This window comes from Acinetobacter nematophilus (genome assembly GCF_026344175.1).
GTDB lineage: Bacteria > Pseudomonadota > Gammaproteobacteria > Pseudomonadales > Moraxellaceae > Acinetobacter > Acinetobacter nematophilus.
The window spans coordinates 265,294-290,906 of record NZ_JAPKMY010000004.1 but is presented as its reverse complement, the minus strand read 5'-3'; the positions used below and the strand labels follow the sequence as shown (position 1 = coordinate 290,906).

Annotated in this window: 23 protein-coding genes and 3 pseudogenes; 13 read left to right on the top strand and 13 right to left on the bottom strand. The window is 37.2% G+C overall.

Features of this window, described 5'->3' with window-relative positions; translation table 11 throughout:
* Window positions 1–16: 16 nt before the first annotated feature.
* Window positions 17–637, bottom strand: a complete 621-nt coding sequence (locus tag OSH00_RS10465) for a DsbA family oxidoreductase (RefSeq protein ID WP_266130385.1) — start codon at window positions 635–637, stop codon at window positions 17–19.
* 405 nt (window positions 638–1,042) lie between these two features.
* On the opposite strand from OSH00_RS10465, the gene ahpF reads away from it, so the two are divergent.
* Window positions 1,043–2,608: an alkyl hydroperoxide reductase subunit F gene (gene ahpF, locus OSH00_RS10460; protein WP_266130384.1), complete on the top strand. Its 1,566-nt coding sequence runs from the start codon at window positions 1,043–1,045 to the stop codon at window positions 2,606–2,608.
* Window positions 2,609–2,751: 143 nt separating this feature from the next.
* Here the strand turns inward: ahpF and OSH00_RS10455 are convergent, their stop codons facing one another.
* Window positions 2,752–3,420, bottom strand: coding sequence for an FMN-dependent NADH-azoreductase (locus OSH00_RS10455; RefSeq protein WP_266130383.1), 669 nt, complete (start codon window positions 3,418–3,420; stop codon window positions 2,752–2,754).
* A gap of 114 nt (window positions 3,421–3,534) precedes the next feature.
* Here OSH00_RS10455 and OSH00_RS10450 point away from each other — a divergent pair, with 114 nt between their 5' ends.
* Entirely contained in the window at window positions 3,535–4,416 is an 882-nt protein-coding gene (locus OSH00_RS10450) for a LysR substrate-binding domain-containing protein (protein ID WP_266130382.1), read from the top strand.
* A 254-nt stretch (window positions 4,417–4,670) separates the two neighbouring features.
* Here OSH00_RS10450 and OSH00_RS10445 read toward each other — a convergent pair whose 3' ends face one another.
* The 3 genes and pseudogenes from OSH00_RS10445 to OSH00_RS10435 form a co-directional block, all read right to left on the bottom strand.
* Complete coding sequence (locus OSH00_RS10445; protein WP_266130381.1) at window positions 4,671–4,922, bottom strand: YfhL family 4Fe-4S dicluster ferredoxin; 252 nt, start codon at window positions 4,920–4,922, stop codon at window positions 4,671–4,673.
* Between the two features lie 9 nt (window positions 4,923–4,931).
* Window positions 4,932–6,332 (bottom strand): prephenate-dependent tRNA uridine(34) hydroxylase TrhP, encoded by a 1,401-nt coding sequence (trhP, locus tag OSH00_RS10440; protein WP_266130380.1) that lies wholly within the window; start codon window positions 6,330–6,332, stop codon window positions 4,932–4,934.
* Between the two features lie 164 nt (window positions 6,333–6,496).
* Window positions 6,497–6,861: pseudogene (locus OSH00_RS10435) on the bottom strand (ArsC/Spx/MgsR family protein).
* Here OSH00_RS10435 and OSH00_RS20565 point away from each other — a divergent pair.
* Both OSH00_RS20565 and arsB read left to right on the top strand, forming a co-directional pair.
* Window positions 6,800–6,988 (top strand): annotated as a pseudogene (locus OSH00_RS20565) (transcriptional regulator); the annotation flags it as partial. The pseudogenes OSH00_RS10435 and OSH00_RS20565 sit on opposite strands and share 62 nt — an antisense overlap.
* Before the next feature lie 167 nt (window positions 6,989–7,155).
* A pseudogene (gene arsB / locus OSH00_RS10425) lies at window positions 7,156–8,136 on the top strand (ACR3 family arsenite efflux transporter).
* A 30-nt stretch (window positions 8,137–8,166) separates the two neighbouring features.
* On the opposite strand, the gene OSH00_RS10420 reads toward arsB, so the two are convergent.
* Window positions 8,167–8,571, bottom strand: coding sequence for a MerR family DNA-binding protein (locus OSH00_RS10420; protein WP_266130379.1), 405 nt, complete (start codon window positions 8,569–8,571; stop codon window positions 8,167–8,169).
* Between the two features lie 166 nt (window positions 8,572–8,737).
* Between OSH00_RS10420 and OSH00_RS10415 the strand changes: the two genes are divergently transcribed.
* On the top strand, window positions 8,738–9,379 hold the full coding sequence (locus OSH00_RS10415; RefSeq protein ID WP_266130378.1) for a cation efflux transmembrane domain-containing protein: 642 nt from the start codon (window positions 8,738–8,740) through the stop codon (window positions 9,377–9,379).
* A 317-nt stretch (window positions 9,380–9,696) separates the two neighbouring features.
* On the opposite strand, the gene OSH00_RS10410 is transcribed toward OSH00_RS10415, so the two are convergent.
* Window positions 9,697–10,545 (bottom strand): hypothetical protein, encoded by an 849-nt coding sequence (locus OSH00_RS10410; protein WP_266130377.1) that lies wholly within the window; start codon window positions 10,543–10,545, stop codon window positions 9,697–9,699.
* Window positions 10,546–10,805: 260 nt separating this feature from the next.
* On the opposite strand from OSH00_RS10410, the gene OSH00_RS10405 reads away from it, so the two are divergent.
* Complete coding sequence (locus tag OSH00_RS10405) at window positions 10,806–11,375, top strand: TetR/AcrR family transcriptional regulator (protein ID WP_266130376.1); 570 nt, start codon at window positions 10,806–10,808, stop codon at window positions 11,373–11,375.
* A gap of 637 nt (window positions 11,376–12,012) precedes the next feature.
* Here the strand turns inward: OSH00_RS10405 and OSH00_RS10400 are convergent.
* The 3 genes from OSH00_RS10400 to OSH00_RS10390 form a co-directional block, all read right to left on the bottom strand.
* Window positions 12,013–12,486 (bottom strand): MerR family transcriptional regulator, encoded by a 474-nt coding sequence (locus tag OSH00_RS10400; protein ID WP_266130375.1) that lies wholly within the window; start codon window positions 12,484–12,486, stop codon window positions 12,013–12,015.
* Window position 12,487: 1 nt separating this feature from the next.
* Complete coding sequence (locus tag OSH00_RS10395) at window positions 12,488–13,060, bottom strand: SRPBCC domain-containing protein (protein ID WP_338150159.1); 573 nt, start codon at window positions 13,058–13,060, stop codon at window positions 12,488–12,490.
* Between the two features lie 279 nt (window positions 13,061–13,339).
* The gene (locus OSH00_RS10390; RefSeq protein WP_266130373.1) at window positions 13,340–14,041 is read right to left on the bottom strand and encodes a YidX family protein; all 702 of its coding nucleotides are present in this window, start codon (window positions 14,039–14,041) and stop codon (window positions 13,340–13,342) included.
* Window positions 14,042–14,348: 307 nt separating this feature from the next.
* Between OSH00_RS10390 and OSH00_RS10385 the strand changes: the two genes are divergently transcribed.
* The 6 genes from OSH00_RS10385 to OSH00_RS10360 all read left to right on the top strand — a co-directional run bounded on the left by OSH00_RS10385 (window position 14,349) and on the right by OSH00_RS10360 (window position 21,453).
* Complete coding sequence (locus tag OSH00_RS10385; protein WP_266130372.1) at window positions 14,349–14,993, top strand: RluA family pseudouridine synthase; 645 nt, start codon at window positions 14,349–14,351, stop codon at window positions 14,991–14,993.
* Window positions 14,994–15,132: 139 nt separating this feature from the next.
* Window positions 15,133–17,970, top strand: coding sequence for an RNA polymerase-associated protein RapA (gene rapA, locus OSH00_RS10380; protein WP_266130371.1), 2,838 nt, complete (start codon window positions 15,133–15,135; stop codon window positions 17,968–17,970).
* Between the two features lie 324 nt (window positions 17,971–18,294).
* Entirely contained in the window at window positions 18,295–18,504 is a 210-nt protein-coding gene (locus tag OSH00_RS10375; RefSeq protein WP_266130370.1) for a YgaP family membrane protein, read from the top strand.
* A 4-nt stretch (window positions 18,505–18,508) separates the two neighbouring features.
* Window positions 18,509–19,030, top strand: a complete 522-nt coding sequence (locus OSH00_RS10370) for an RNA polymerase sigma factor (RefSeq protein ID WP_266130369.1) — start codon at window positions 18,509–18,511, stop codon at window positions 19,028–19,030.
* A gap of 33 nt (window positions 19,031–19,063) precedes the next feature.
* A complete protein-coding gene (locus OSH00_RS10365) occupies window positions 19,064–19,261 on the top strand; it encodes a hypothetical protein (protein ID WP_266130368.1) in 198 nt (65 codons plus the stop codon).
* A gap of 494 nt (window positions 19,262–19,755) precedes the next feature.
* Window positions 19,756–21,453 carry an AMP-binding protein gene (locus OSH00_RS10360; RefSeq protein ID WP_266130367.1) on the top strand — a complete coding sequence of 566 codons (1,698 nt, stop codon included), beginning with the start codon at window positions 19,756–19,758 and terminating at the stop codon, window positions 21,451–21,453.
* A 101-nt stretch (window positions 21,454–21,554) separates the two neighbouring features.
* On the opposite strand, the gene OSH00_RS10355 is transcribed toward OSH00_RS10360, so the two are convergent.
* The 3 genes from OSH00_RS10355 to fabR form a co-directional block, all read right to left on the bottom strand.
* On the bottom strand, window positions 21,555–22,571 hold the full coding sequence (locus OSH00_RS10355; RefSeq protein WP_266130366.1) for an AI-2E family transporter: 1,017 nt from the start codon (window positions 22,569–22,571) through the stop codon (window positions 21,555–21,557).
* A 260-nt stretch (window positions 22,572–22,831) separates the two neighbouring features.
* Window positions 22,832–23,659 carry a 4-hydroxy-tetrahydrodipicolinate reductase gene (dapB, locus tag OSH00_RS10350; protein ID WP_266130365.1) on the bottom strand — a complete coding sequence of 276 codons (828 nt, stop codon included), beginning with the start codon at window positions 23,657–23,659 and terminating at the stop codon, window positions 22,832–22,834.
* Between the two features lie 43 nt (window positions 23,660–23,702).
* Complete coding sequence (fabR, locus tag OSH00_RS10345; RefSeq protein ID WP_266130364.1) at window positions 23,703–24,398, bottom strand: HTH-type transcriptional repressor FabR; 696 nt, start codon at window positions 24,396–24,398, stop codon at window positions 23,703–23,705.
* A 140-nt stretch (window positions 24,399–24,538) separates the two neighbouring features.
* On the opposite strand from fabR, the gene OSH00_RS10340 reads away from it, so the two are divergent.
* A complete protein-coding gene (locus OSH00_RS10340; RefSeq protein WP_266130363.1) occupies window positions 24,539–25,606 on the top strand; it encodes a ferredoxin reductase in 1,068 nt (355 codons plus the stop codon).
* The last annotated feature ends 7 nt before the right edge of the window (window positions 25,607–25,613 follow it).

The following is a 25,613-nucleotide window of genomic DNA, read 5'->3' as shown; positions in this document are numbered from 1 at the left end:
GTGTGATCGGAATTGACTAGGCTACATCTTTCGCGCGTTGAGTAATAAGTTCCTTAAGTTCAAGTGTATCAAAAGTTTTATCCCAAATTTCACCGTCAACCAAATAGTATGGTGTTGGATGTTTACCAAAACTTTGGACATATTGGGTAATTTCAGCTTGTTTGTCAGCAACTTCTTTATGTTGAATTGAACGTAGAACTTTAGTGCCGTCCAGTCCCATGCCTTCAATGACTTGTTTTAATATTTCAGGATTGGCAATGTCTTTACCATGCGCAAAAATAGCGTGAAATAAAGCCTGGGTTAAAGCAAACTGATCAAAGACATTATCCAAGGCTAAAATAGCCTGATGCGCCAAGCGACTATTGGGCATACGTTTCATATGCTCGATATCTACAGTCAAGTCTTGACTATATGCAGCAAATTTTGCCATATCAAGTTTACGATCAGCTTCTTTGGTTCCGTATTTTTCAGTCAGGTATTGATAAATATCTAAACCCTGTTCCGGAATTTCAGGTAAAACTTGCACAGGTAATAATTCGATTTTTTTCGCCGTTGGTTGATTCCAGTGTTGTTTGAGTTTTTCAAATGCAACATAACTCATTGGGTAGACGATATCGAACACAAACTCTATTTTCATTGTTTTACCTCATCACATCTATATTTGGAAATTGTGAATAAGTACACGTTGTTGTACTTAATAGGAGAAACGACACCATCAATTTAGCTTAAAACTTTGTGTAGTCTCCGAGCAGAGTTTTTTGTAGAAACATGGTCGCAAAAATATTATTTTTATTGAATATTAATCTAATTTTAAGTTTTGAAGAATTGTCCTGATTGATTGATTTTATCGTGAATGCCCCGATATACAATACAGTTAAAGACTTGTACTGAATAAACAGGGGAACATGTGATGCAAATGAGTCGGATTATTGTTAAACTAAAAAACCGATTGATTTAATGAAAACAAACTGTTTTATCTATTTTTTAAATAGTCGTAATATACATTTAACGAAATAAATTTACTCCCTTGGAGATTGTTAGCATGTTAGACACAAATACTTCTGCTCAATTAAAAACTTTGTTAGAGCGTCTCGAAAGCCCGATCGAAATCGTTGCTTCTTTAAATGGCTCTGAGAAGTCAGATAAAATTAAAGAGTTAGTGACTGAAGTTGCTGCGCTTTCAGATCAAGTGACAGCACGTTTTGATGGTCAAAATGAACGTAAGCCTAGCTTTGGTATTGCAAAAGTGGGTGAGCAACCACGTGTATTCTTTGCTGGCTTGCCTATGGGACATGAATTTACTTCACTGATCTTGGCTTTGTTGCAAGTTTCTGGTTATGCGCCCAAAGTTTCTGATGAAGTTCTGGCACAAGTCAAAGGCTTAAACCTGACTGCAGACTTTGATGTATTCGTCTCTTTAAGTTGTCACAACTGTCCAGATGTTGTTCAGGCATTGAACTTGATTGCCATTAACAACCCTGGTACGACTGCAACCATGATCGATGGTTCATTTTTCCAAGATGAAGTTGAAGAGCGCAAAATTTTAGCTGTGCCAATGGTTTTCCAAAATGGTGAACATATTGGTCAAGGTCGTATGACTCTAGAAGAAATTATTGCCAAACTAGACAGTGGTGCTGCAGCCAAAGATGCAGAGAAACTCAATGCCAAAGATGCATTCGATGTATTGGTGATTGGCGGTGGACCTGCTGGTGCAACGTCTGCGGTATATGCTGCACGTAAAGGCATTCGTACTGGTATTGTGTCAGAACGCTTTGGCGGTCAGGTCATGGACACCATGGATATCGAGAACTTTATTTCAGTTCAGAAAACCCAAGGTCCTAAATTTGGTGCTGATATGGAAGCTCATGTACGTGAGTACGGCGTCGACATCATGAACTTGCAAAAAGTTAAAAACATTGTAGGTGCAGATCAAACAGCCAATGGCTTGGTCGAAGTTGAGTTGGAAAATGGTGCAAAACTTGAATCAAAAACAGTCATCTTATCAACAGGTGCGCGTTGGAGAGAAATGAATGTACCAGGCGAGAAAGAGTATAAAACACGTGGTGTTGCTTACTGCCCGCATTGTGATGGTCCATTGTTCAAAGGCAAAAAAGTTGCTGTAATCGGGGGTGGTAACTCAGGTGTGGAAGCCGCGATTGATCTTGCAGGTATTGTTGAGCATGTGACATTAATTGAGTTTGATACCAAACTTCGTGCTGACCAAGTACTTCAAGATAAGCTCAATAGCTTGCCAAATACTACAGTGATCATGAATGCACTTTCTACAGAGGTGATGGGTGATGGTTCGGTCGTGACAGGCTTGAAATATAAAGATCGTGCGACTGATGAGCTTCACATCATTGAGCTTGCTGGAATATTCGTACAAATTGGTTTATTGCCAAATACAGATTTCCTAAAAGAAACCGCTGTTGAACTTTCTAATCGAAATGAAATTGTAGTGAATGATCGCAATGAAACCAATGTGAAAGGTGTTTTTGCTGCAGGCGACTGTACAACAGTACCTTATAAACAAATTATCATCGCTGCGGGTGAGGGGGCAAAAGCGTCGTTATCTGCATTTGATTATATTATTCGTTCAGGTCAATAATGACTGAAGATTGTTGAGTTGCAAAACCAGACTGGTCTTTAAACGCTTTGATTTTGCAACTGTTCAACTGATCGTTTTACCCTTGATAGGAATTGAGTTGCTAACAGCTCAATTCCTTTTTTTGTCATAGATGTTGAATGACTTTATGGGGGTGTTTGTGTCTGTAGATTTCTAACCAGTGTTCGGGTTTTTTCTTCAGCAGCAAGTATGGAGTTTTCTAGCAACGTGCCGCCAGTTTCCTGATGTTCAATGGCAATTTCATGAATTTTTCTGATGCCAATAAAATTAAATGCGGTTTTGATCGAGGGCTCCACATGGTTGGCAAAAGGTGCATCAGCTGAATCAAAGTCGTGTGAGCCTCGTGCAGAAAGAATAATCAACGTTTTTTGGTCATCTAACAAGCCTGAGTATGGTTGTGTTTTGGTGGGATCAAAAGAATAGGTTTTATTCATACGTACCAAGTGGTCAATATAGGCTTTTAGATGAGCAGGCGGTCCAAAGTTATACATGGGTACGCCCATTACAATTACATCCGCCCATTGTATTTCTTCAATCAGTTCATCACTGAGTTTTAAGCGTTGTTGTGCTTTTTCTTCGGATTCTGCATAGCCGAATTCTGAAATGATCCATTCTTCATCAATATAAGGTATGGGATTTTGTCCCAAATCACGATACTTAACCTCAATAGATGAATCACTTTCATGCCACTGTTGAATAAATAATGCCGTTAAACGTCGACTTAAAGAACCATGTGGATGTGTTCCAGAAATACCACTTCTTAAACTGGTATCTATTTTCAGTATGTTCGCCATATTAATACGCTGTTGTTAATGTATTGAATATGATTTTTATTTAATTCGAAAAAAACGACAAACGATAAAAATACATGTTATAAATGAATTAAATTCATTCATATATATGGTCTTATGGCTTTACATAATGCACTCGAACAATTATTGGCTTTTCAATATGTCGCAGAAGAACTGAGCTTTAAAAAAGCGGCGGATCAACTTTTTTTGACACCTACTGCCTTAAGCCATCGCATCAAAAAGTTAGAGCAACAATTAAATTTACAGCTTTTTGAACGACGCATAAGATCAATAACGCTGACCCCAGAAGGTGAGTATTTGCTGAAACATGTGCGCACTGGCTTTGAACAGATTCAATCGGCCTTACATCAACTTGAACAACACAAACAACGACTTTTTACGATTACAACGATCCCGTCTTTTGCAAGTGAGTGGATCATTCCATATTTACCAGAATTACAAAACCGCTTTCCCAATATTATGTTTCGGGTACATGCGAGCTATGATTTGGTCAATATGAATTCCGGTCTGTACGATTTGGCAATTCGCTATGGTTCGGGAGGCTATCAGCACGTCACTACTGAATTACTGGCCACCGATGAATATGTCGCTGTTGGGCATCCCTCACTAAATACACAAGAAATGCATTGGAAGACTGTTCCATTGATTCACTTTACTTGGGGAGATGAATACTGCCCCAATTTGGTCAATTGGCAAAAATGGTTTGAAAAGCGTGGATTACAGATACATGCCGGACAACCACAAGTTTTTTATACTCAGGAAAGTCATGCAATTCAGGCAGTATTGTCAGGGCAAGGTGTGGCATTATTAAGTCGTACAGCAATCGCAAATGACTTAAAACAGGGGCGTATGAAAATCGTTTCAGCATATAGTGAACCGGCTTGGAATTATTATCTATTGACTCCACCCGATGCTGATTCTGTTGTGTATGAAGTGAAAAATTGGTGCAAAGAAAAATTTTCTCAAAGTTTTATTTAGGCTTGGGATTTTTTCATAAAAATTAATAAATTAAGGTATTCGTTGGTCCATAAAATTGAAATTAACCCTTTAAATAAGAAAAAGCTAAAGTGTCCCCCAAACACACTTTAGCTTCTCCTTGGTCTTATTGTTTTACCCTATTAATGAGCTGCGCTGCCACTGCTCGATTCCATGTTGTTTATTGTTCTTGTTATTTGCTGACATATTAGTAAAGCAATATACGTTCCAAGATCAGCATTTCTTGGAAAATATTTTTATCCAAAAAAACTTAGATAGTGAAAACGATTTAACAGTTGTGCCTTGCTTTCAATGTGCTCAGGATTTTGAACAATGCATTCAATAGGACAAACATCTACACAAGTTTGGCGATCATAAAATCCAACACATTCTGTACAACGTTCGCTATCGATTTCATAAATATTTTGACCTTCAAAAATTGCCTGATTGGGGCATTCTGCAACACACATATCACAATTGATACACTTGTCAGTAATCATTAAAGCCATTTCAATATCCTATACTGCCTGGTAAGCCAATGATGACGCTGAAATATCAGCAGTTGAGTTAGGTAAGTTTCTAATTAATAAGGCATATTGAATATCAACATCTGCAGGAATAGGAATTTCGACAATGTGCCCGGATCCTTTTGCATCCATAATAGGCTGTCTTTTTTTATCCAATATCTGATGAAGCTTAAAGCTAATATTGCCCGATGTTGTCATCAGCTCCAGAGAATCCCCGACCACAAAACGATTTTTCACATCAATTTTGATGTAATCATCATTTCTTTCCAGCACTTCGCCGACAAATTGTTGATGGTCAAAACGTGATGAGCCTGTTTCATAATTTTGATATTCAGCATGCACATGTCGACGTAAAAAACCTTCGGTATAACCACGATTAGCTAAACCTTCGAGTTGTTTCATCAAAGCCCAGTCAAATGGTTTACCTGATTGTGCATCATCAATCGCTTTACGATAGATTTGCGCTGTTCTTGCGCAATAGAAGTAAGATTTGGTGCGTCCTTCAATTTTCAAAGAATGAATGCCCATTTTGGTTAAGCGATCTACATGTTGTACTGCACGTAAGTCTTTAGAATTCATGAAGTAGGTGCCATGCTGATCTTCTTCGGCAGCAAACATGTCTTCTTCATGACGTTGTAATAAAACCGGCTCGCCAAATTGGTGTTGTTGTATGGCGTGTTGCTCGTTGGCATCTTTATTGTTGCAACATGCTGATGCTGTCTCCAGTGACTGGACTGGAATGACATCCCCAGATGCATCTTCTGTTGCTTCGTGAATATTATATTCCCAGCGACATGCATTGGTGCAAGCGCCTTGATTTGCATCACGTTTATTCATATAGCCTGAAAGTAAGCAACGACCGGAATAAGCCATGCAAAGTGCACCATGTACGAAAACTTCAATTTCCATATCAGGTACATTCTGCTTAATTTCTTCAATTTCTTCGATTGATAACTCACGTGACAAAATCACACGAGTCAGCCCCATGTTTTTCCAAAACTTCACAGTTGCCCAATTGACTGCATTTGCTTGTACAGACAGATGAATCGGCATATCTGGAAAGTGCTCTCGAATCATCATGATTAAGCCTGGATCTGACATGATGAGTGCATCAGGTTGCATTTCAATGACAGGTGTCAGGTCACGAATGAAGTTTTTTAATTTAGCATTATGTGGCTGGATATTGACCACAACGTAAAATTTTTTTCCCAACGCATGTGCTTCGGAAATTCCAACTTTTAAATTGGCATGATCAAATTCATTATTACGGACTCTCAGACTGTAGCGAGGTTGACCTGCATATACTGCATCAGCACCATAGGCAAATGCATAACGCATGTTTTTCAGTGAACCTGCTGGAGAGAGAAGTTCTGTAATGTGAGAGATGCGCATAAAAATCTAAAGGCATACTAAAAATATGGTTTTATTGTAAGGGTTTAAAAATAAGATTCAACCTAGTAAAACACTCAGGATTATTAGGTTAATTTTTAATTAAAAAACAATTTATTCAATAGCTTATGTTTAATTTTTTGTTTATTTCGTACAAGTCTAAAAAATTATTTCATTCTTTTTAATGCACGATTGATAATAATTTCACCATCAGCTTTAGAAAATAGATGCAATTGAGGGGTGGATAATATGTCTAAAGCCATTTAAGAAGGGCGGCATAAACGGACACCTAACTCCGTGACGAGAAATAGACGATTAATCAAGATGGGATGCTGCAGCATGAGTTCAATGAGCTGAACTTCATTGTATTGTTGTTGTCCTAGATTTAAAGCCATGTAGACTTCAACATTTTACTTAGCACATCTTGGATGGATAAACCTGATTGTTGAATGAGTTGAATCAACTGTTGTTTGTTTGGCGGATTATTCAAATACTCAATGATTTTCGGTTCTATTCCAGCATTGCGAATCACAGAAGTTTTAAACTTAGGTCAACCGAAGATCTCAAGGCATTTGGCTTTGTTGAGAAATCTATCCATTGTCTTGGACCAACGAAATGGACAATGGGTGTATTATCGATTGAATCTTGAACTTCCAGAGTAGGCGAGCAAAATATTAAATATGATTGCACTGGAAAATCACAATCCGATAAAAAAGCCTTCAGATCTGATCAATATCAATCATTGCTATGAGTAAATTATGATGCATTTCCCTCAGCGGACTTCAGGATTGTCTTTTTAGATCGCTATCTGACTTTATGAATTTTTATGGCTATGGCATTAGGAATTGCTGTCAACATATTTTTCCTGCAGATATCGACAAATTTAAATCATTTAAGTTTAGATTCTGTCAATGTACCCATTGCGATTGGTCTTATTTTGATGATGTACCCACCACTTGCCAAAGTAAACTATAAAACTCTGCCACAGGTATTTAAAGACAGGCGAACACTGGTTTTATCCTTATTGCAAAACTGGTTGGTTGCGTCTTGTTTAATGTTTATCTTAGCCATTATTTTTTTACATCAGTATCCTGAATATATGACTGGGTTGATTCTGATTGGACTGGCGCGCTTTATCGCAATGGTATTGGTATGGAATAACTTGGCAGGTGGTGATAATCAATACGTTGCGGCTTTGGTTGCTTTCAACAGCATTTTTCAGATTCTTTTTTTGAGTAGTTATGCTTGGTTATTTCTTGATGTATTACTTCCATATTTTGGTGTAGAAGATAAAGTCATTGATGTGGGGGGCTGGACGATTATGCATGCTGTTTTACTCTATTTGGGAGTTCCATTCCTTTTGGGTTTTTCACTCGTTTGATATGGAGCAAAATGAAAGGATTGGTTTGGTAGGAAAATATTTTTATTCCTGCACTCAGCCCGATCAGTTTACTGGCATTGCTGTTTACCCTTGTAGCAATTATTTAGTTTAAAAGGTGCTGAGGTGATCAGTCTTCCTTTAGATGTATTGCGAATTGCAATTCCATTGATTCTTTATTTTGTACTGATGTTTTTTCTAGGCTTTTTTATGAGTAAATGGATGGAGAATAATGATGCAAAAACAAAAGCAATTTCATTTACAGCAGTAGGCAACAATTTTGAATTAGCACTTGCTGTCGCGGTAGTTGCGTTTGGATTGGCATCGCCTGTTGCCTTCGCAATGATCATTGGTCCCTTGGTCGAAGTTCCAGTAGTCATCTTATTGGTCGGGCTATCATTAAAATTAAATAGAATCGTATTTCAATAAAGAGGCTCAGCAATCATAGAAATAAATCGATTATTCGGAGGCTTCCAACTTTTTGACGATTTGGCAGTGATCAATGGTGGTATTCGATGAGCAGGATTGACGTAAGTATTGCAATTGAGATTTAAAATTTTGTAATTCATGAATACGAGCTTCGACATGTTGAATATGTACTTCAATTAACTGATCGATCACTCTACAATCCTGTTCAGGGTGCTGAATCTGTTCTAGAAGTTGGGTAATTTCATGTAAGGTCATATCCAAAGAACGACAGCGCTTGATAAATACCAGTCTTTTTAAGCAATCTTCATCATAATATTTATAATTGTTTTCTGCGCGATAGCAGGACTGGATAAGCTGTTTTTTTTCGTAAAAACGTACGGTATCAGTCGAAAGCTGAGTTTTTTTGGCAAGATCACTGATTAAATATCGCTGCATGATGGTTCCTCAATTTTACTTGACTTAGGACTTACTCCATAGTTTTAAATAGCAGTATAACTTAATTTGATTATTGTCTATAACGCTTCCAATTGCATTAAAAAGGTGATGAGGTTGCTGGAACAAAGACGGATCAACGACTGATATTTTATTAAGGAGATGTGTCATGGCGTGTACATGCAGTCATGAACCAGCACCACAAAAAAACAACAGCAAGTTTAGAACGGCATTGTGGATTGCTTTATTTATCAATCTTGCGATGTTTTTTGTCGAGTTGCTTGGTGGTGCTTATGCACATTCTTCAGCACTCTGGGCAGATTCACTCGATTTCTTTGGTGATGCTGTCAATTATGCTGTTTCCTTGGCGGTTTTAGGGGCAAGTTTGTACTGGCGTGCAACGGTTGCATTGTTTAAAGGCGCAGTCATGGCAATTTTTGGACTTGTGGTGATTGCTAAAACTATTTATGCATATATACAGGGAATTCCACCCGAAGCCATTACAATGGGAGCTATTGGCATACTTGCACTTATTGCCAATGTAATTTCAGCAGTCCTACTTTATGCATTCAGAGAGGGGGATTCGAATATGCGATCTGTTTGGTTGTGTAGTCGAAATGATGCAATCGGCAATATCGCGGTAATTTTTGCTGCAATCGGTGTGTTTGGTACGGGAAGTATGTTTCCAGATTTGATTGTTGCAGTGATTATGGCAACTTTAGGGTTAACGGGGGGATATCAGGTGATTAAAAAAGCAAGTCAAGAACGCAAACAAAGTACTTCCACACAACAAGCTCTAGAATCACGTTAAATTGAAAAGTAGGAAAGTATAAAAACATCGGCTTGAATATGGACGGAAAGGCTATCCTGAATGAGAAACTTGGATCAAATAGAAGATGTGTATGATTCACGTTTCAATTTAGGGGAGTACGCTATGTGAACATCGACTGAGAAATGCTCAGCAAATACCGGTAACAGATCCTTTTCTAGTAAAGCCTGATATCGTTTTAGGGATGTATTTCAAGGAAGATAATCTGCTTACTCTTGTTTATCGCTGGCTTTCATTTCAGCATGTCGCAAAATCTGAGCGTGATGCCAGGTAAAATTGGCTGATGGAAAAGCAAAAAATTAAATGGTTGCAGTACAAACTTTCATTTTGCTCCAGAAATTATTCCATAAAACCAAATATTCAGACTGAACTTGCAGTAGATGTTGCTGATTCTCCGGCGAATAGCATTGCGCAAGCAGTGTCCAAATATCATCTTGATGATTGTCATCATTGGCAAGTGTTGAAGCATCCTGATCAGCTAGACCATGACATGCATAGTAGCCCTCAATATAGATGCTGTTGTAAATTGCCATATTGTTGCGCAATGCTTCACTAAATTTGATCACCTGCAGTTCTGTACATGCCAAAATCAGGAGAAGCTCAGCATAAGAATCCATATTTTTTTGTATATACTCTGTCAGTGCATATGCCTCGATTTGAGTTTCACTCTGATTCAGGGGGTCTAGACCTAACTGTTGCATTAATTTCAAGAAATACACCAGATGGGATTTGGCAGCTGAACTTTGTTCAAGTTGATGGGTATTGAAACCTAATTCATCAATTAAATTGAGTGACAGCAAGTAACGTGCATAGATTTTTGATGCAATTCTATTTTCTTCAAGAATATTTGAGTTTTGTTCCAGCTTGTGCGCTTGATAGATGACCATGCTCAAGGCATCGGTAAAATTTTTAACGATCGCAGTAAAATAATTGATATGGATAAACTTTAATTGATCCAGACTAAATTGGCACTGGTGAAGTTGGTCGAGTATTGGATGTTTAAATAGAGAATGGTGTTGCGTCAGTTGCTTGAGATGATTGACAGCTTGCGTATTTTGTTGCCATATTTCGGGTTTTAAGGAATTTTGGATGAACTGCAGCAACTCAAGACGAGTATGTTCTGATTGCGTAAAAGAGAATGTGTTCATATGCTGCATTAAAATTTTAATTTTACCGTTTTTATCATAGTCAAAAATAAATTAATTTGCTAGTATTTAATCAAGTTTAATATTTTATATTTCATGCACTTGCATTTGCTCTTACATCGTTTTTTTTCAATAATTCTATGTTGTTGTGAATTTAAGATATAATTCTAGGCGTATCGTGAAGTAATGCGTATTTATGTGCTGTTTTTTCAAGCTAATGCCTTAATTTTAATCTTAAATTTTTATACGTCAGGTAAAAATAAATGTCAAAAAAAGAGGACATCATTAATACAGCGCTGAATCTCTTTAATTCTTATAGTTATAATTCTATCGGTATAGACCGGATTATTAGCGAGTCTGGCGTTGCAAAAATGACTTTTTATAAGTATTTTCCATCTAAAGCTAAATTGATTGAAGAGTGTTTGGTGACGAGAAATCACAATTTGCAGCATTCATTGGATGCAGCAATAGCCAAGTGTCATCCCGATGATTATCTGTCACACATCAAAGCAATTTTCGTTTGGTATAACGCTTGGTTCCATACTGAAGATTTTAATGGCTGTATGTTCCAAAAAGCGGTTGAAGAAATTTCAAAAATATACCCATCATCACTTCAGCCTGCTATTGATTACAAGGAATGGTTAAAAGGACATCTCAGCCATGCTTTACGACAGTTAGGAGTTCAACAGGCTGTGCAAATGGCAGGCTTTTTGTCGAGTATTCTTGATGGAATGACGATTCAAGCTCAGATTGATCCAAAGCAAGTGTGTTTAGATGATTACTGGAAAAGAGTAGAAACCTTGATCCAAATGGAACTGGCAGCCGTTTCTTGATATTGAATATTCACATGACAATTTATGTTGAATTGAAGCATATGCTAGTTTTAAGCTGATGCTTTACTGCATAATTTTAAAATAAAAAAGCGCGATAACGTTATGCTATCGCGCTTTGCTGATAAGTTTCTTATGTACTTAACGCTTATTGCAATCACAATCAACGTTAAGATGATGAGATGCTTAAGCGTCTTCTTATATTTATTTCTTTTACCCTCTGAATGCACATGTCATTCGGTTTTATTTCAGCTAAATAGACAGACTTGTCTGTTTGAGTGAATTATAAAGAATCTGTTGTTTTTTACAACAGGTTCTTTGTGAATTTGTTTAATCTTTTACCAATTGGCTAAGGTTTGAATGAAATATATCCAATTTTAAACGGATTTTGTGTTCGTTTTATTATGGCTGCAGTTTTATTTATTGTTTTAATCCACATTTAAACAAATATTTATCTTTAATGGATAAAAAACGATTTAAGTTTTAAAAAGGTAACGATCCAAAGTGCTGTAATCAATTGTTGCAAATAAATCGAATCAAACTTATCAATAAAATGCAGTGCTTAACTGTTGTTGACCTGTCGAGTTCATCATCCAATCTGGATGGTTGACCCTATAAATACAGTCCATCTCTGTGCCGACTATTTGATTTTTATGCTTGGCTCAATATTATTTACATGCAGATGTTTTTGAACTTTCGCCTGTTTAGTCAACTGATATAAGTTTTCAATCATTTGTTCAATTTTGGGTTGGTTTTGAATAAAGGTATTCTCCTTGATATATTGTTTGAGATGATCCAAGGTGTTTTTTCCATATTCGAGCAATTGTATTTGTTGGTGAATCAAAGCTTGTTTTTCATCAATGAGTTGGTTGGAAAGTATATTGCAGTTTTCAGATGCTGGCTGTTGACTTAACTCAAGGATATGTTTGATTTCTATTAAGCTAAAACCAATGCTTTTTAGCGCAATAATATATTTGATCTGCTGTTCATGATGCTCTTGATAGTTTCTATAACCATTTTTCAATCGATCTGGGACAAGTATTTTTAATTCTTCATAGAAGCGTAGCGTATCCGGAGATACGCCATGCTTTTTCGAAAATTGACTAATATTCATTTTATTTTTTCTCATCAATAGTATCTAAACATGGATTTGAATCTAAGTTATACGTTTCAACATATGTTTTAAATGACACATTCATTTTTCTGAAATTGAGTAATGTTGGTTGAATGACCGCTCGATTTAAAAATGGAATAAGCAGCCCTTTGAAATCTTCAGCTTGAATAAGTTCAGTTGTATTCTCATCCAATGACTGAAAAATGAATTGATGACGACCATTAAACAATCCATTGACATACAATTTTCCCTCCCATTCAAGATGATAATTCTCTAAGCTGAGCACAACGGGTTGCATTTGAATTTTTACTTTTCCATTCTCATCGTATAAATCAACATTGATCTGTTGCCCAACTTGTGTTGGAAATTTTTCTATATCGAATAAAGTATTCCATTGTGAATAAGCATCGACACATTTGAATTGTGCCCATACCTGTTCAATGGGCTTATTGATGAAGATCCTGCTTTCTATACGAACATGTCTGGTGGGCATGATGGAAGTCGTGATGAATAGCACCAATAAAATAAAAATTATGCCTAATAGCAGGTAGCCTTTGTTATATAGAATCTGCATAAAACAACCTCTTTGTTGATTGAGTTAAATGTGATTCTAAGATTGGAGTTAACTCGAAGCTCAAGTGTTAAATGAATTTATTTGATCCAGTCACTATTTGAAAAAATATATTAAATAGGGGAGTCTGGATTGCCATGTGCAAAGTTCAATTTTTGGTGGGATTCTTATAGAATTTTGCCAGCCATAAAACACTAAATTTTCAATGAGAACGAAAATTTAGTGTTTTATCAGACCTATCACTTACAAGAACAGGATCAATTTCATCGTTTATAATGACATTCAATCAAAAATTTTATGAATGGCTTGGAAGGGTAAAGTGACGACATCAAAAGCAACCGCAAATGGGAAAAGCACCAATTTATCTGCTGTTTTACCTCCTGCTTTTGAGTAATCTGTTACCTGTTCAGTTGTATAAATACTGACTTGATAGGGTTTGCTTAACGCTTTTAGGGATGCAATGTTTGACGCAGGTGGATAAATACGGCCTGATAATGCGATATTAAAACAGAAACGTTGCGCTTTTAGTCGTTGGTCACTGGAGGTTGTACATTCTTCAGCCCCATTTTCAATAAAAAACTCACGGTCCTGCTTGGTCACATCTTCAGAAAGTTTGATGTAACGCAACGGAAGTGTTCCTGCAAACTCACCATCATTCTTTGCTGAATAAAATGTCAGTTCTTTATCAATTTGGATCAGTTTGGGGTCAAGTCCTGTAATGACTTTGGCAAATCGTGTCCCACCCTGGGTTAACACATAATTATTTTTTTGCCCAGCAATGACGATGCTGTCAGCAGGTAAATCTGCAAAACCTGAAGCGGGTTTACCAAAGGCGACCACATTATCCGAAGTTAAAACATGTTTGACACTATGCGAACGAACACCATTATCTTTATTTAAAAGGGTTGAGGTTGCACAACCTGTCATTACACATCCTGTAAATAGGCAAATTGACAATGTAAACTTATTCTTGAATTTATTCATACTTTACTCTTTCCAATCAATACTTCTGTTTATAGCATTTAAGAAAATGAGTGTTAAGATTTTAAGCTACCAAAAAATAAGCTAAAAATTATTTTTTTAATGATTTTAGTGTATTTGAGGCAAAGAGATTGGCAAAAAGTATCTTGATGTTGGGTGACATGAAATAATTTCAGATGATTTTTGCATAATTGTACGATTTATTATTCTTTCTTTAGAATAATCGAATAAATCAGATAATTTTGATTGTATTTTTAGTCCAAGATTCTTAGAATTGCCTGCTTGTTTGCGTGATCATTGGAACTGAACTTTGAGTAATTTTCTAACCGAACACCTGATACATCGTGATAATGATTTTATGGTGATTCATAAGCCAGCAGGCATACTCACTGTTCCTGGGAAAACAGCAGATTTACAAGATTGTGTCATCAATAGACTATTAAAAATCGAAGCGAAGACTTTACTCATTCACCGTTTAGATCGCGATACTTCTGGGATTCTGGTTTTTGGGTTAAGTAAATGGGGACAGAAAACCATTTCACGGCAGTTTCAAGAGCGCCAGACCGCTAAGATTTATCAAGCTGTTGTTGCTGGAACTTTGGAAGGTGAGGGTACAGTTGATGTGCCAGTGGTATATGATCCGGAACATCCGCCGTTACATATTGTAGATCCGGCACATAACAAGCCAGCTTTAACACACTGGAAAGCAATCGAACATTTTTACATTCAAGAACAGGCTGTAACCCGTGTTGAATTGACACCGATTACAGGACGGTCACATCAGTTACGTGTACATATGCAATATTTAGGTCATCCCATTATTGGTGATACTTTATATGCAACTGTAGCACAGCAGCAGCTTATGCCTAGGCTATGTTTACATGCACAACAACTCAGTTTTCATCATCCTAAAACAGAGGAGCTTGTACAATTTGATTGTCCAGTTCCGTTTTAGTCAAAATTTTTAAGTTGAAATTAAGTCGCTCAAAATTTAATGAGCTTTATGTCAAAAAGTATTGCGTAATGGGTGTAAACTTTGTTCAAATATTCTCCTGATTTGAGCAACCATGTTTCAGCCCTAACATGAGATAAAGGTGGAAAAATTGCAACAATTTGCTATAGGTCAACGTTGGTTATCGGACACAGAAACTGAGTTAGGTTTAGGTGTTTTGATTGATGTCGATGAACGTTCAATCAGTATTCTTTTCCCGAAAAGTGACGAAACTCGTGTCTATGCACGTAATAATGCACCTCTATCTCGTATTGTTTTCAATGTCAATGATGAAGTTCAGGATCAAGAAGGGATTAAATGGATTGTCGAATCCTTTGATGACCGTAATGGCGTGATTCGTTATAACGTTATTCGTACCTTGGACAATGGTGAACAAGAGAAAAAGGCATTGAATGAAACGCGTATTGGTGCGCAAATTCAGCTGTCAAAGCCTTTAGAACGTTTATTGGCAAGCCAGATTGATTATAAGGAATGGTATGACTTGCGTATTGAGGCAATGCAGATGCAAGCCAATATGCAAACCTCACCTCTACGTGGCTTGGTTGGTGCACGGGTTGGATTGATTCCACACCAACTTTATATCGCGCATGAAGTCGGTAAACGTTTTGCACCTCGAGTGTTACTGGCTGATGAAGTGGGTCTGGGGAAAACCATTGAAGCAGGTTTGATCATCCACCAACAGCTTAAAACAGGTCGTTCTGAACGTATTTTGATTCTGGTACCGGATTCACTGCAATATCAGTGGATGATTGAAATGCGTCGCCGTTTCAATTTAAATTTCTCATTGTTTGATTTGACCCGCACAGCTTCGATCAAAGAACACGATCCAGAGCTGAATCCATTCCTGACGGAGCAATGTATTATTGCCTCTGTAGATTTGATGATTGATCATGATGACTTGCGTGAACAGGCAATTGAAGCAGGGTTTGATTTGCTTGTTGTCGATGAAGCACATCATTTGATGTGGAGCGAAGAAGAGGGTGGCAACGATCGTTACGATCTGGTTGAAGAACTTGCTGAAAAAACAGAAGGTGTGTTGCTTCTGACTGCAACACCTGAGCAGTTGGGTGTAGAAAGCCATTTTGCGCGTTTACGCCTACTTGATCCACAACGTTTCAGTTCACTTGATCGCTTTTTGGATGAAGAAGAACAATATCATCATACTGCAAAAATCGCTGAAGTATTGATGTCAGATTTACCACTTGAAGCTGAACATTTGGCAGCAGTTGAAAAACTATTGGGTCATCCAATTGAAGATCAACCAGAACACCGTTTCCGTGCGATTCATGAGCTTTTAGATCGTCATGGTACAGGTCGTATCTTATTCCGTAATACACGAGAAGCGATTCAAGGTTTCCCGGGGCGTGATTGCCAGCCTGCAGCTCTACCTGCTCCAGAAAACTGGTCTAAAGATGGTAAATTACGTGAGCAAATGTGGCCAGAAGAGGGACAGCTTGATGGCGCTTGGATGGAAACAGATCCACGTGTGACATGGCTCATGGAACGTTTGCGTTCAGATTTAAAGCATAAAAAAGTTTTGTTGATTGCACGTAGTGGTCCAGTTGTTGAGGCGCTTGAAAATGCTTTACGTATACATGCAGGTATTCGTACGGCAATGTTCCATGAAGGCATGAGCTTATTGGAACGTGACCAAGCCGCGGCTTACTTTGCTGAAGACTCTTATGGTGCACAGATTTTACTCTGTTCTGAGATTGGTTCAGAAGGACGTAACTTCCAGTTTGCTTCTGATTTGGTACTTTTCGACTTACCTGCAAATCCTGATGTGTTAGAGCAACGTATCGGTCGTTTGGATCGTATTGGTCAAGAAAACCGTATTCAGATTCATGTACCTTATCTTGTCGGCACGGCGCAAGAGCGTATGTTCCGTTGGTATAATGAAGCACTCAATATTTTCAGTAATATTTCACCAACGGCGCAAACACTGCAAGAAAACTTTATTGTCGATTTAAAAGCGTGTTTACTGGCAGATCAAGGGCAGGTTTTTGAAGACTTGCTTGAAGCGGTCAATGTGCAGCGTCAGGCGCTTGAAGCGGAATTACAGGATGGCCGTGACCGTCTGTTAGAGTACAATTCATGTCGTCCGATCGTAGCGCAGGAAATTGTCACTGCTCTAGAAGATTATGATGACAACACTTTATTGCCAATGTTCATGAAACGTTTTATGGCATCCACCAATATTGATTTTGATGAGCAAAGTAACGGTACAGTGATCATTAAGCCTACAGACCAAATGCAAGTGCAAGGTTTGGAGATTGATGAAGAGGGTATGACTGCAACTTTCTATCGTGATCAGGCACAGATTCGTGAAGATGCACAATATTTAACACTTGAACATCCTTTTACAGAAAGTGTGATGGAAATCATCCGTACTCAATCTTTCGGTAGTACCAATGTTGCGATTCTTAAAACCAATGCACTTAAACAAGGGACAATCTTGTTAGAAGTTTGGTTTAAGGTGGATGTGATTGCTCCAAAAGCGTTAAATCTTCCATCAAGTTTACCAACGCAGTTGATTCGTGTTTTATTGACTGAAACAGGTCAGGACATTACAGCCAAACTTGATCCAGAAATCATTAAGCCGTATTTGCATCATCTAGATAGTAACAGTTGCCGTCAAGTGGTCAAAGCGCGTCGAGAAGTAATCGAAGCGCGTTATGCTCAAGCACTTGATATTGCAAAAGGTGCTTTACCACAACTTAAAGAACAGGCGAAAGAGATCTATGGCAGCAAATGGCAATATGAAATTGACCGTTTGAGCTATTTAAAACAATTTAATCCAAGTATTCGTGCGGATGAAATTCAACGTTTACAGAAATTTCAGCAAGAAGGTTTAGGTTTATTGGATGGCTTGTCCGTAACACCAGAGGCAATTCAAGTATTGGTTGTGGTTAAACCTTAATTCAATTTCTGATTTTTTTTAAAGCTCCTTCGGGGGCTTTTTTAACATTGGAAAATAATTGAAATGAACATAGACATTTTATTCATTTCATATAGATGATACATATCTCCCTAGAGTGATTTTCTTTTTTTATTGGTAATTTAAATTATTTTTGACCTAGCTAATAGAAGCTTTTTTTAATTAAGTATTTGTAAAATAATTATATTTAATCATTGTAATAGAGTATTTAATTCATTAGATAAAATGATTTGACTAAAAAATGAATCCTTTTGTATTTTTCATCCCTCTTTATAAATATCAACTTACTCAAAAAAGGCGTTGTTTATGTTTTATTTTAAACGGAACTTACCAGTTTGGGAACGTATAGTTCGCTTATGTTTATCTATTTTAGTTGGAGGTGCAACTAGTTATTTTCTAGATGTAAGAATTTTACAAATTTTAGGGTTTAGTATTGCGGCGATACTTGCTAGCACAGCTTTTTTGGGCTTTTGCCCTGCATGTGCAATGTTTGGACGAAAATCTATAAGTGAATAGGCATATGAGGCAAGAAACAGAACAACTTATTCAAGCCGCTTGTGCTGGTGATAAAGAGGCATTATCAAAGTTATTAACAGTATGCCAACCAGATATCAAGCGGTTTGCAAGGCGAACATGTTCAACCAGTGAAGATGTTGAAGATGCTGTACAGATTGCATTATGGCAACTCTATAATAAAATCGGCACATTAAAAACAATAGTCACTTTTTCAAGTTGGCTATTTCGTATTGTAGAGCGTGAATGTTATCGTTTATTTAGAAAAAAATTACCTCTACATCCATATGATGAGTCTCATTTTGAGCAGATAGTTTCTTCTTCTAATGATCTTGATCTTCAAATTGATTTAACGAATTTAATTATTTCACTTCCACATATATATCGTGAGGTTCTTATTTTGCGTGATATTGAAGAGTTTTCAGCCCCTGAAGTTGCTGAAAAATTGAGTATAACGATAGATGCTGTAAAAACTAGACTCCATCGGGCACGGGCAATGATTCGGCAAGAATTTCAAACCCATGCTTAGAAAGAAAATAAATTTTATTAAAGGAAAACAAATATGTTTGACAACTCTTCGTTAATCTTACATTTTGCTAGGGGAATTGGTGCTATATTTCTGATAGGAATGCTATTTTTTACAACTGTTCATCCCATTGTTGGTATAGCCTTATTAATTGGAGCAATTTTATTATTACGTGGTTGCCCAGTATGTTGGTTTATTGGGCTTACTGATAGATTTACTAAAAAATATAAATAACAAATAAATGGTTGAGAGAGATATAAGGGATAACCTCAAAATATATCATACATTAAAATGGTTATTATTTTTTAGGATTCTATAATTTACACCTTGAAATCATTCAATTAATAAACAGTAACACATTTGTTATAAAAAAGAGGAAATTTTATTGAGCCCCTTTTCTGTTTAGTCATTATGACCCAAAATTAAAACACAATGCTCTAGCTTAATTGTAGCACCTGATATTTTATCAGTGAGATATCATATTTGAGTAAGGGGCTATCATTGAGCCAGTATCAACCGTGAATAATTAGCGAATTTATATATACATCTCAATTCATTTTATGCTATTTAAATAAAGTGCTTTCTGTTTCAAGGATCGAATATGGATTGAAGTTTACGATAACCCTGTAATTTTTTTCATCCAATATTTTGTTGCATATTCAAAAACCAAGTTTAAAACTGAAAGCCTCTACCAGAGATAAAAATTTACAATAAATGGAAGAAACGATATGGAAAACAAGGATTTTGTTGAGTTTCATGATACTCATGTGCATTATTTACTTCATTGGGAAAAACATCTGCCGCAAAAACAGGCATTCGTTCAACCGCTTGCCAATGGGGAGGTGGTGTCTTATACATGGTCTGAAGTCGCATCACAGGTTCGACGAATGGCGGCCTACTTACAATCCTTAGGGCTACCTAAACAAAGTACGATTGCAATTTATGGAAAGAATAGTGCAAATTGGATCATGGCAGATTTAGCAATTTGGATGGCTGGCTATGTTTCTGTCCCCCTTTATCCAACATTGAATGCTGACGGCGCGACCTATGTACTTAACCATAGCGAAACAAAATTGCTGTTTATTGGGAAGCTTGATGGCAAAGCAGACAGTTGGAATGAAGTCAAACATATCATTCCAAAAGATTTACCCTGTATTACTTTAAATTTATCTCCAGAATATGATACAGCGCCTACATGGAATGAGATTGTTCAGACGATTGAACCGCTGCAAGATCCAGCTTTGCCAGATAAAAATACATTGGCAACCATCGTTTATACTTCGGGAAGTACAGGTGCGCCCAAGGGAGTCATGCAAAGCTTTGGTACAATTTTGACAGGTGCACGTGAACTTAAAACGATCTATCAAGTCAATGAAAATGACCGGGTATTGTCTTATTTACCACTAGCACATGTGGCAGAACGTATTTTTATAGAAACCTCGATGATGGTGTGTGGATTCACTGTTTATTTTGCAAATTCGCTAGAAACGTTTATAGAAGATTTAAATCGTGCTAAACCGACTTTATTCTTTTCAGTTCCTCGACTTTGGACAAAGTTTTATTTAGGCATTAATGAAAAAATTCCTCCACAGATACAAAAAGTTTTGTTCAAAATTCCTATATTGGGTCATTTTGCCAAAAAGAAATTATTGACTAAATTGGGATTAAATCACGTGCGCTATGCTTTTACGGCTGCTGCACCTTTACCAATTGATATCTTACTGTGGTACAGAAACTTGGGCTTAGAACTGCTTGAAGTCTATGGAATGACTGAAAACTGTGGTTATTCGCATGTCACGCAAGTAGGACAGTTTGCTGCGGGTTATGTTGGGCATGTACAGCCAAAAGTAGAATGTAAAATTGATGAAAATGGCGAAATTTTAGTAAAAAGCCCTGGAACCATGTTGGGGTATTATAAAAATCCAGAAAAGACCGCAGAAGATATGACAGCAGATGGTTTTTTACGGACTGGTGATTTGGGCGAAATTGATTCAGAAGGGCGGCTAAAAATTACAGGGCGTATAAAAGACATTTTTAAAACTTCAAAAGGCAAATATGTGATGCCTGTTCCGACTGAACAAAAATTGGGTAACAATGCATTAATTGAATCTGTATGTGTGGGTGGCTCGAGCCAACCACAGCCTGTTGCTTTTATCATGTTGGCAGAGGATATAAGGCTTCATTTAAAGCAGAATGGACAAAAAGATGATATTGAAAATACGCTAAAAACTTTAAGGACGACAATCAACGAAGAGCTTGAGCCACATGAAAAGCTGAGTTTTTTTGTCATCGTCAACGAGCCTTGGACCATGGAAAATGATTTACTGACACCCACCATGAAGATTAAACGTAATAGAATTGAAAGTCGCTATGCGCCTTTTTTAGATCATTGGGCTCAACAAAATCGAGAGGTGATTTGGGAGTAAGACACTGGATAAAGTTGACAATGACTTAGAAAAAAGACGCTAAATCGCGTCTTTTTTACAGGACTAGACAATACATATCATTGCATTGATTCAAAATCAGTTTAAATCATTTCAGCTTGTTTAAGTTCAAGTTTGAGATAAGCATAGAAAATTGGTGCGATAATTAAGCCTGCAAGTCCGAAAAGAGATTCAAAAACCAGCATTGCTAATAATACTTCCCATGATGCTGCATGGATTTTGGTTCCAATAATTTTTGCATTGATAAAATATTCAAGTTTATGAATAAAGATCAAATAGAGCAGTGCAATACCGGCTGTAGATACTGAAATGGTCAAGCCTGCAATCACAATAATCGTATTGGAGAGTAAGTTCCCAACGATTGGAATAAGCCCAAAAATAAATGTCAGAATCACTAAGGTATTGGCAAAGGGCAACTGTACACCAAAAGCAGGGAGCAGTAGGTGTGAGAACAGCAAAAATAAGAAAGTATTAATCAATGAGATTTTAAACTGCGCAAAAACCACATTCTTAAAAGAGCTGGAAAGATTCTCAATCCGAGTAATCATGGCACGTTTAAATGCAGGTTGATCTGGTTGTGGGTGTAAGCGATTTAATGAGACTAATATCCCTACAATCATCCCGATCAACATCGTGGCTAAGTTATGTAAAAAACCAGTTCCAGTATTTTTTAAAGTTGATAAATTATCTTTAATTAGATCAAAGGTTTGGTCTTTTAATTCAGTTAAAGAATAGGGAATAAAACTTGGGAAATACTGGGCAACTTCAAGTTGCAGTTTTTGTAGTGTTTGATCTACTTGATCGCTAATGGCATGGATTCCAGCACCTTGCAAATCATGTTGCACAAAACTGATAAGACCGGTGATGCTCAATACAATCAGAGAAATAATAATGATCGCGAGTACAATACTGATGGTCAGTCGTGCTCGTTGACCATCAATATATTTTTCCGTGACCGTGCCTAGACTGTTAATGATTTCAAAAACAACAAATCCTGCAAAAAAAGATGCGAGTAAATGTAGTGGGATGAGTACAGACAAAAAGATCAGCATAAGCAAATAACTTGCAATAATGCTTTGACGATCATTTAACATTTTCATGTGAATTAGACTCAATTATACAATTGATGTATGGGTCATAAAAACCGCAACTAAATTTAAACCGCTCTAGCATTGGACGACAATAACTATTTTTATATATGAATCTTAATTCTATGTGAAATATTTTGCATCAATTTTGAATGAAATATAACTTTAATCAACGTTGAGTGCTTAAAGTTATTCAAGCATATTGATTCAAATGGCTTGAGGTCCTGTCGAGAATTCTAGATGGAAATCACATTTGGATTGAGATTAAAATTTTACTGAGGAGTAAAATTAATTACATCTTTCATGTCATATAAACCAGACGCTTGCGTGACGCTCCAGATTGCTGCACGGACAGCACCAGTAGCAAAATTCATACGATTGGTTGCAATATGCTTGATTTCAACTTGCTCACCATGACCAAAAAAAATTGTGCTGTGTTCACCCACAATGTCTCCACCGCGAATTGCCTGTAATCCGATACGTTGAGGATCTCGTTCTGTTTGATTGCCCAATCGCTGATAAACAGCTAAATCGGAGAGTGATTTCTGTCTTACTTCGGCAATTGCATCAGCGTACATCAGCGCTGTTCCTGAGGGCGCATCTATTTTATGGTGGTGGTGGGCTTCAATAATCTCAGCTTCGAAATCATGTTTAAGTAATTGTGCTGCAACACGCACTAAATCAACTGATAAATTGACACCTATTGAATAATTGCCCGAATGCACAATAGTGATTGTTTGTGCTGCCTCCACAATACGCTGGTTCAATGACTCGGATAGACCTGTAATACCAATAATGAGCGGTTTTTTTTCTTGTTGGCAGATCTCAATATGGCGAGATAACGCTTCAGCTGTGGTGAAATCAATGATGACATCGCAATTTTGAATAACTTTTGCTAAATCTTCTGAAATGATTACATTTAAAGGATCTCGATTGAGATATGTCCCAAGTTCCTTGCCAATACATGGATTTCCGGCTCTGCCTGTTGCAACCGTGATATTTAACTCAGCCTGAATAGCTGCTTGTACAAGCATTTGTCCCATTCTGCCTGTCACGCCAAGTATGCCTACACGAATATTTTGTCGATTTTTATTGGTCATTGGATATTGATGATCGCATTCAGTTATTTAAGAGACAGGAGCATTATTTAATTTGCGCTTCATCCAGATGACGAGAGCCTTCAAGCAACATCCGAATCATAATCATGGTTTGCTCAGCCACTTCTTTACGTTCTGCAATGGGTAAATCAATTACGTTTGCTCCCATATTAAAAACCAACTGTGTGATTGCTTTGGCAACCAGATCAGGGTGGGTTAATTTACTATGATTGATCCGTTCGATACGAATTAAATCATCCTGAAGCTCTTGTTGAAAGTAATTCAACTGTTTTTCAACAGCCAGTTTGTATTGTTTTGATCCCGTATAGCCTTCACGAAGCAATAAACTCAGATTACCTTCATCTGCATCTAATTGTTCAATAAAAACTTCAACAGAACTACGAATAATACTGCTTTGTCTGACCGCTTTAATACGTGCTTCATGCAAAATCTGACGCAATACCACACCTGAGCGATCAATTAATTCAATCGCCAATTCATCAATATCTTTGAAGTGTCGATAAAAGCTATTTGGTGCAATTCCCGCTTCACGGGCAACTTCTCTTAAGCTTAGTGAAGAAATACTTTTTTGTGGGCCAATTAAATTTAATGCCGCTTGGAATAATTCTTGTTTGGTAATGGTTGCTTTGCGTCCAACGGTACGTACAGAAACTTTTTCAAGTTCATGGATTTGATCTTGAACAGAAGAGGCGTTCTGAGGCAGTGCTGACGTTGGATTCATAAACTATCAAATCATTAAAATATATTTCATTATAGCTGTTGCTATTACATAAGTGAAATGTCTAGATACAATACGGTTATATATACAAATATATATACATGTGTATAATAATTAAAATTCACTCAGATGGTGAGCTCAACATGCACGCTATTGAAAAGCAAAAATCTCCTGTAACGTCTATATTTGATATGGTATTGGGGAATGATACTGCCAACTTTTGGCTACAAAAAATTAATCCCTTGTGGTCTGTTCAACAGGCATTAGGGGAAATTGTTGAAAAGAAACAATCAGCTGCAGATACTGTAAGTCTTAAAATTAAAACGAATCGTCACTTTAAAATGGGACAGGCAGGGCAACATCATCCAGTCGTGGTTGAAGTCAATGGTCGACGTTATGAGCGTACTTATAGTCTGACACAGTTGGATAAACAACATATCCTGCTTACTGTGAAAAAAGTTGAAAAAGGAATAATAAGTCAATGGTTGACAGATCATATTCAAATCGGTGATGTCATTGAATTTGGTCAGCCTTACGGTGATATGTTGCTTCCAGAAACGGATGAACCACTGATTTTATTGGCAGCGGGCAGTGGTATTACGCCCATGTACAGTTTGATTCAGGCTTTGTTGAACAGTCATCAACTTAATCCGCAGCCGGTACAGTTATTATACTGGGTAAAAAAACAAGCCGATGTCGCCTTTAAAAAACAGTTCGAACAATGGTCTCAACAGTTTCCGCAATTCAAATTCGAGGTGTTTTGTACGCAGGAAACACCGGCAGATGAACGTTTGAACGCTGAATATCTTCATTTGATTAAAAACCTAGAACACAGCACAGTGTATGCCTGTGGACCATCAGGGTTTGTCGCAACAGCAGAACAGTTGTTTGAAAATGCCCAACAATTTAAAAGTGAAGCATTCAGTTTGAGCCCTGTAAAATCAGATGATACAGGTTTTGTAAATGTCACTTTAACCAAATCCAATAAAGTCATCGCCATCCCCAAAGGTCAAGCTATTTTAGTGGGTTTAGAACAGCAAAATGTTAAACCAGAACATGGCTGTCGAATGGGGATCTGCAACAAATGTGCCTGCAATAAAGTACAGGGTGCGACACAGAATTTGGTGAATGGTCAAGAGAATGCAGAGCCAAATAATTTACTGAGAATCTGTGTAAATACAGCTCAGACAGATTTAGTAATTGATATTTAAGCGAGTT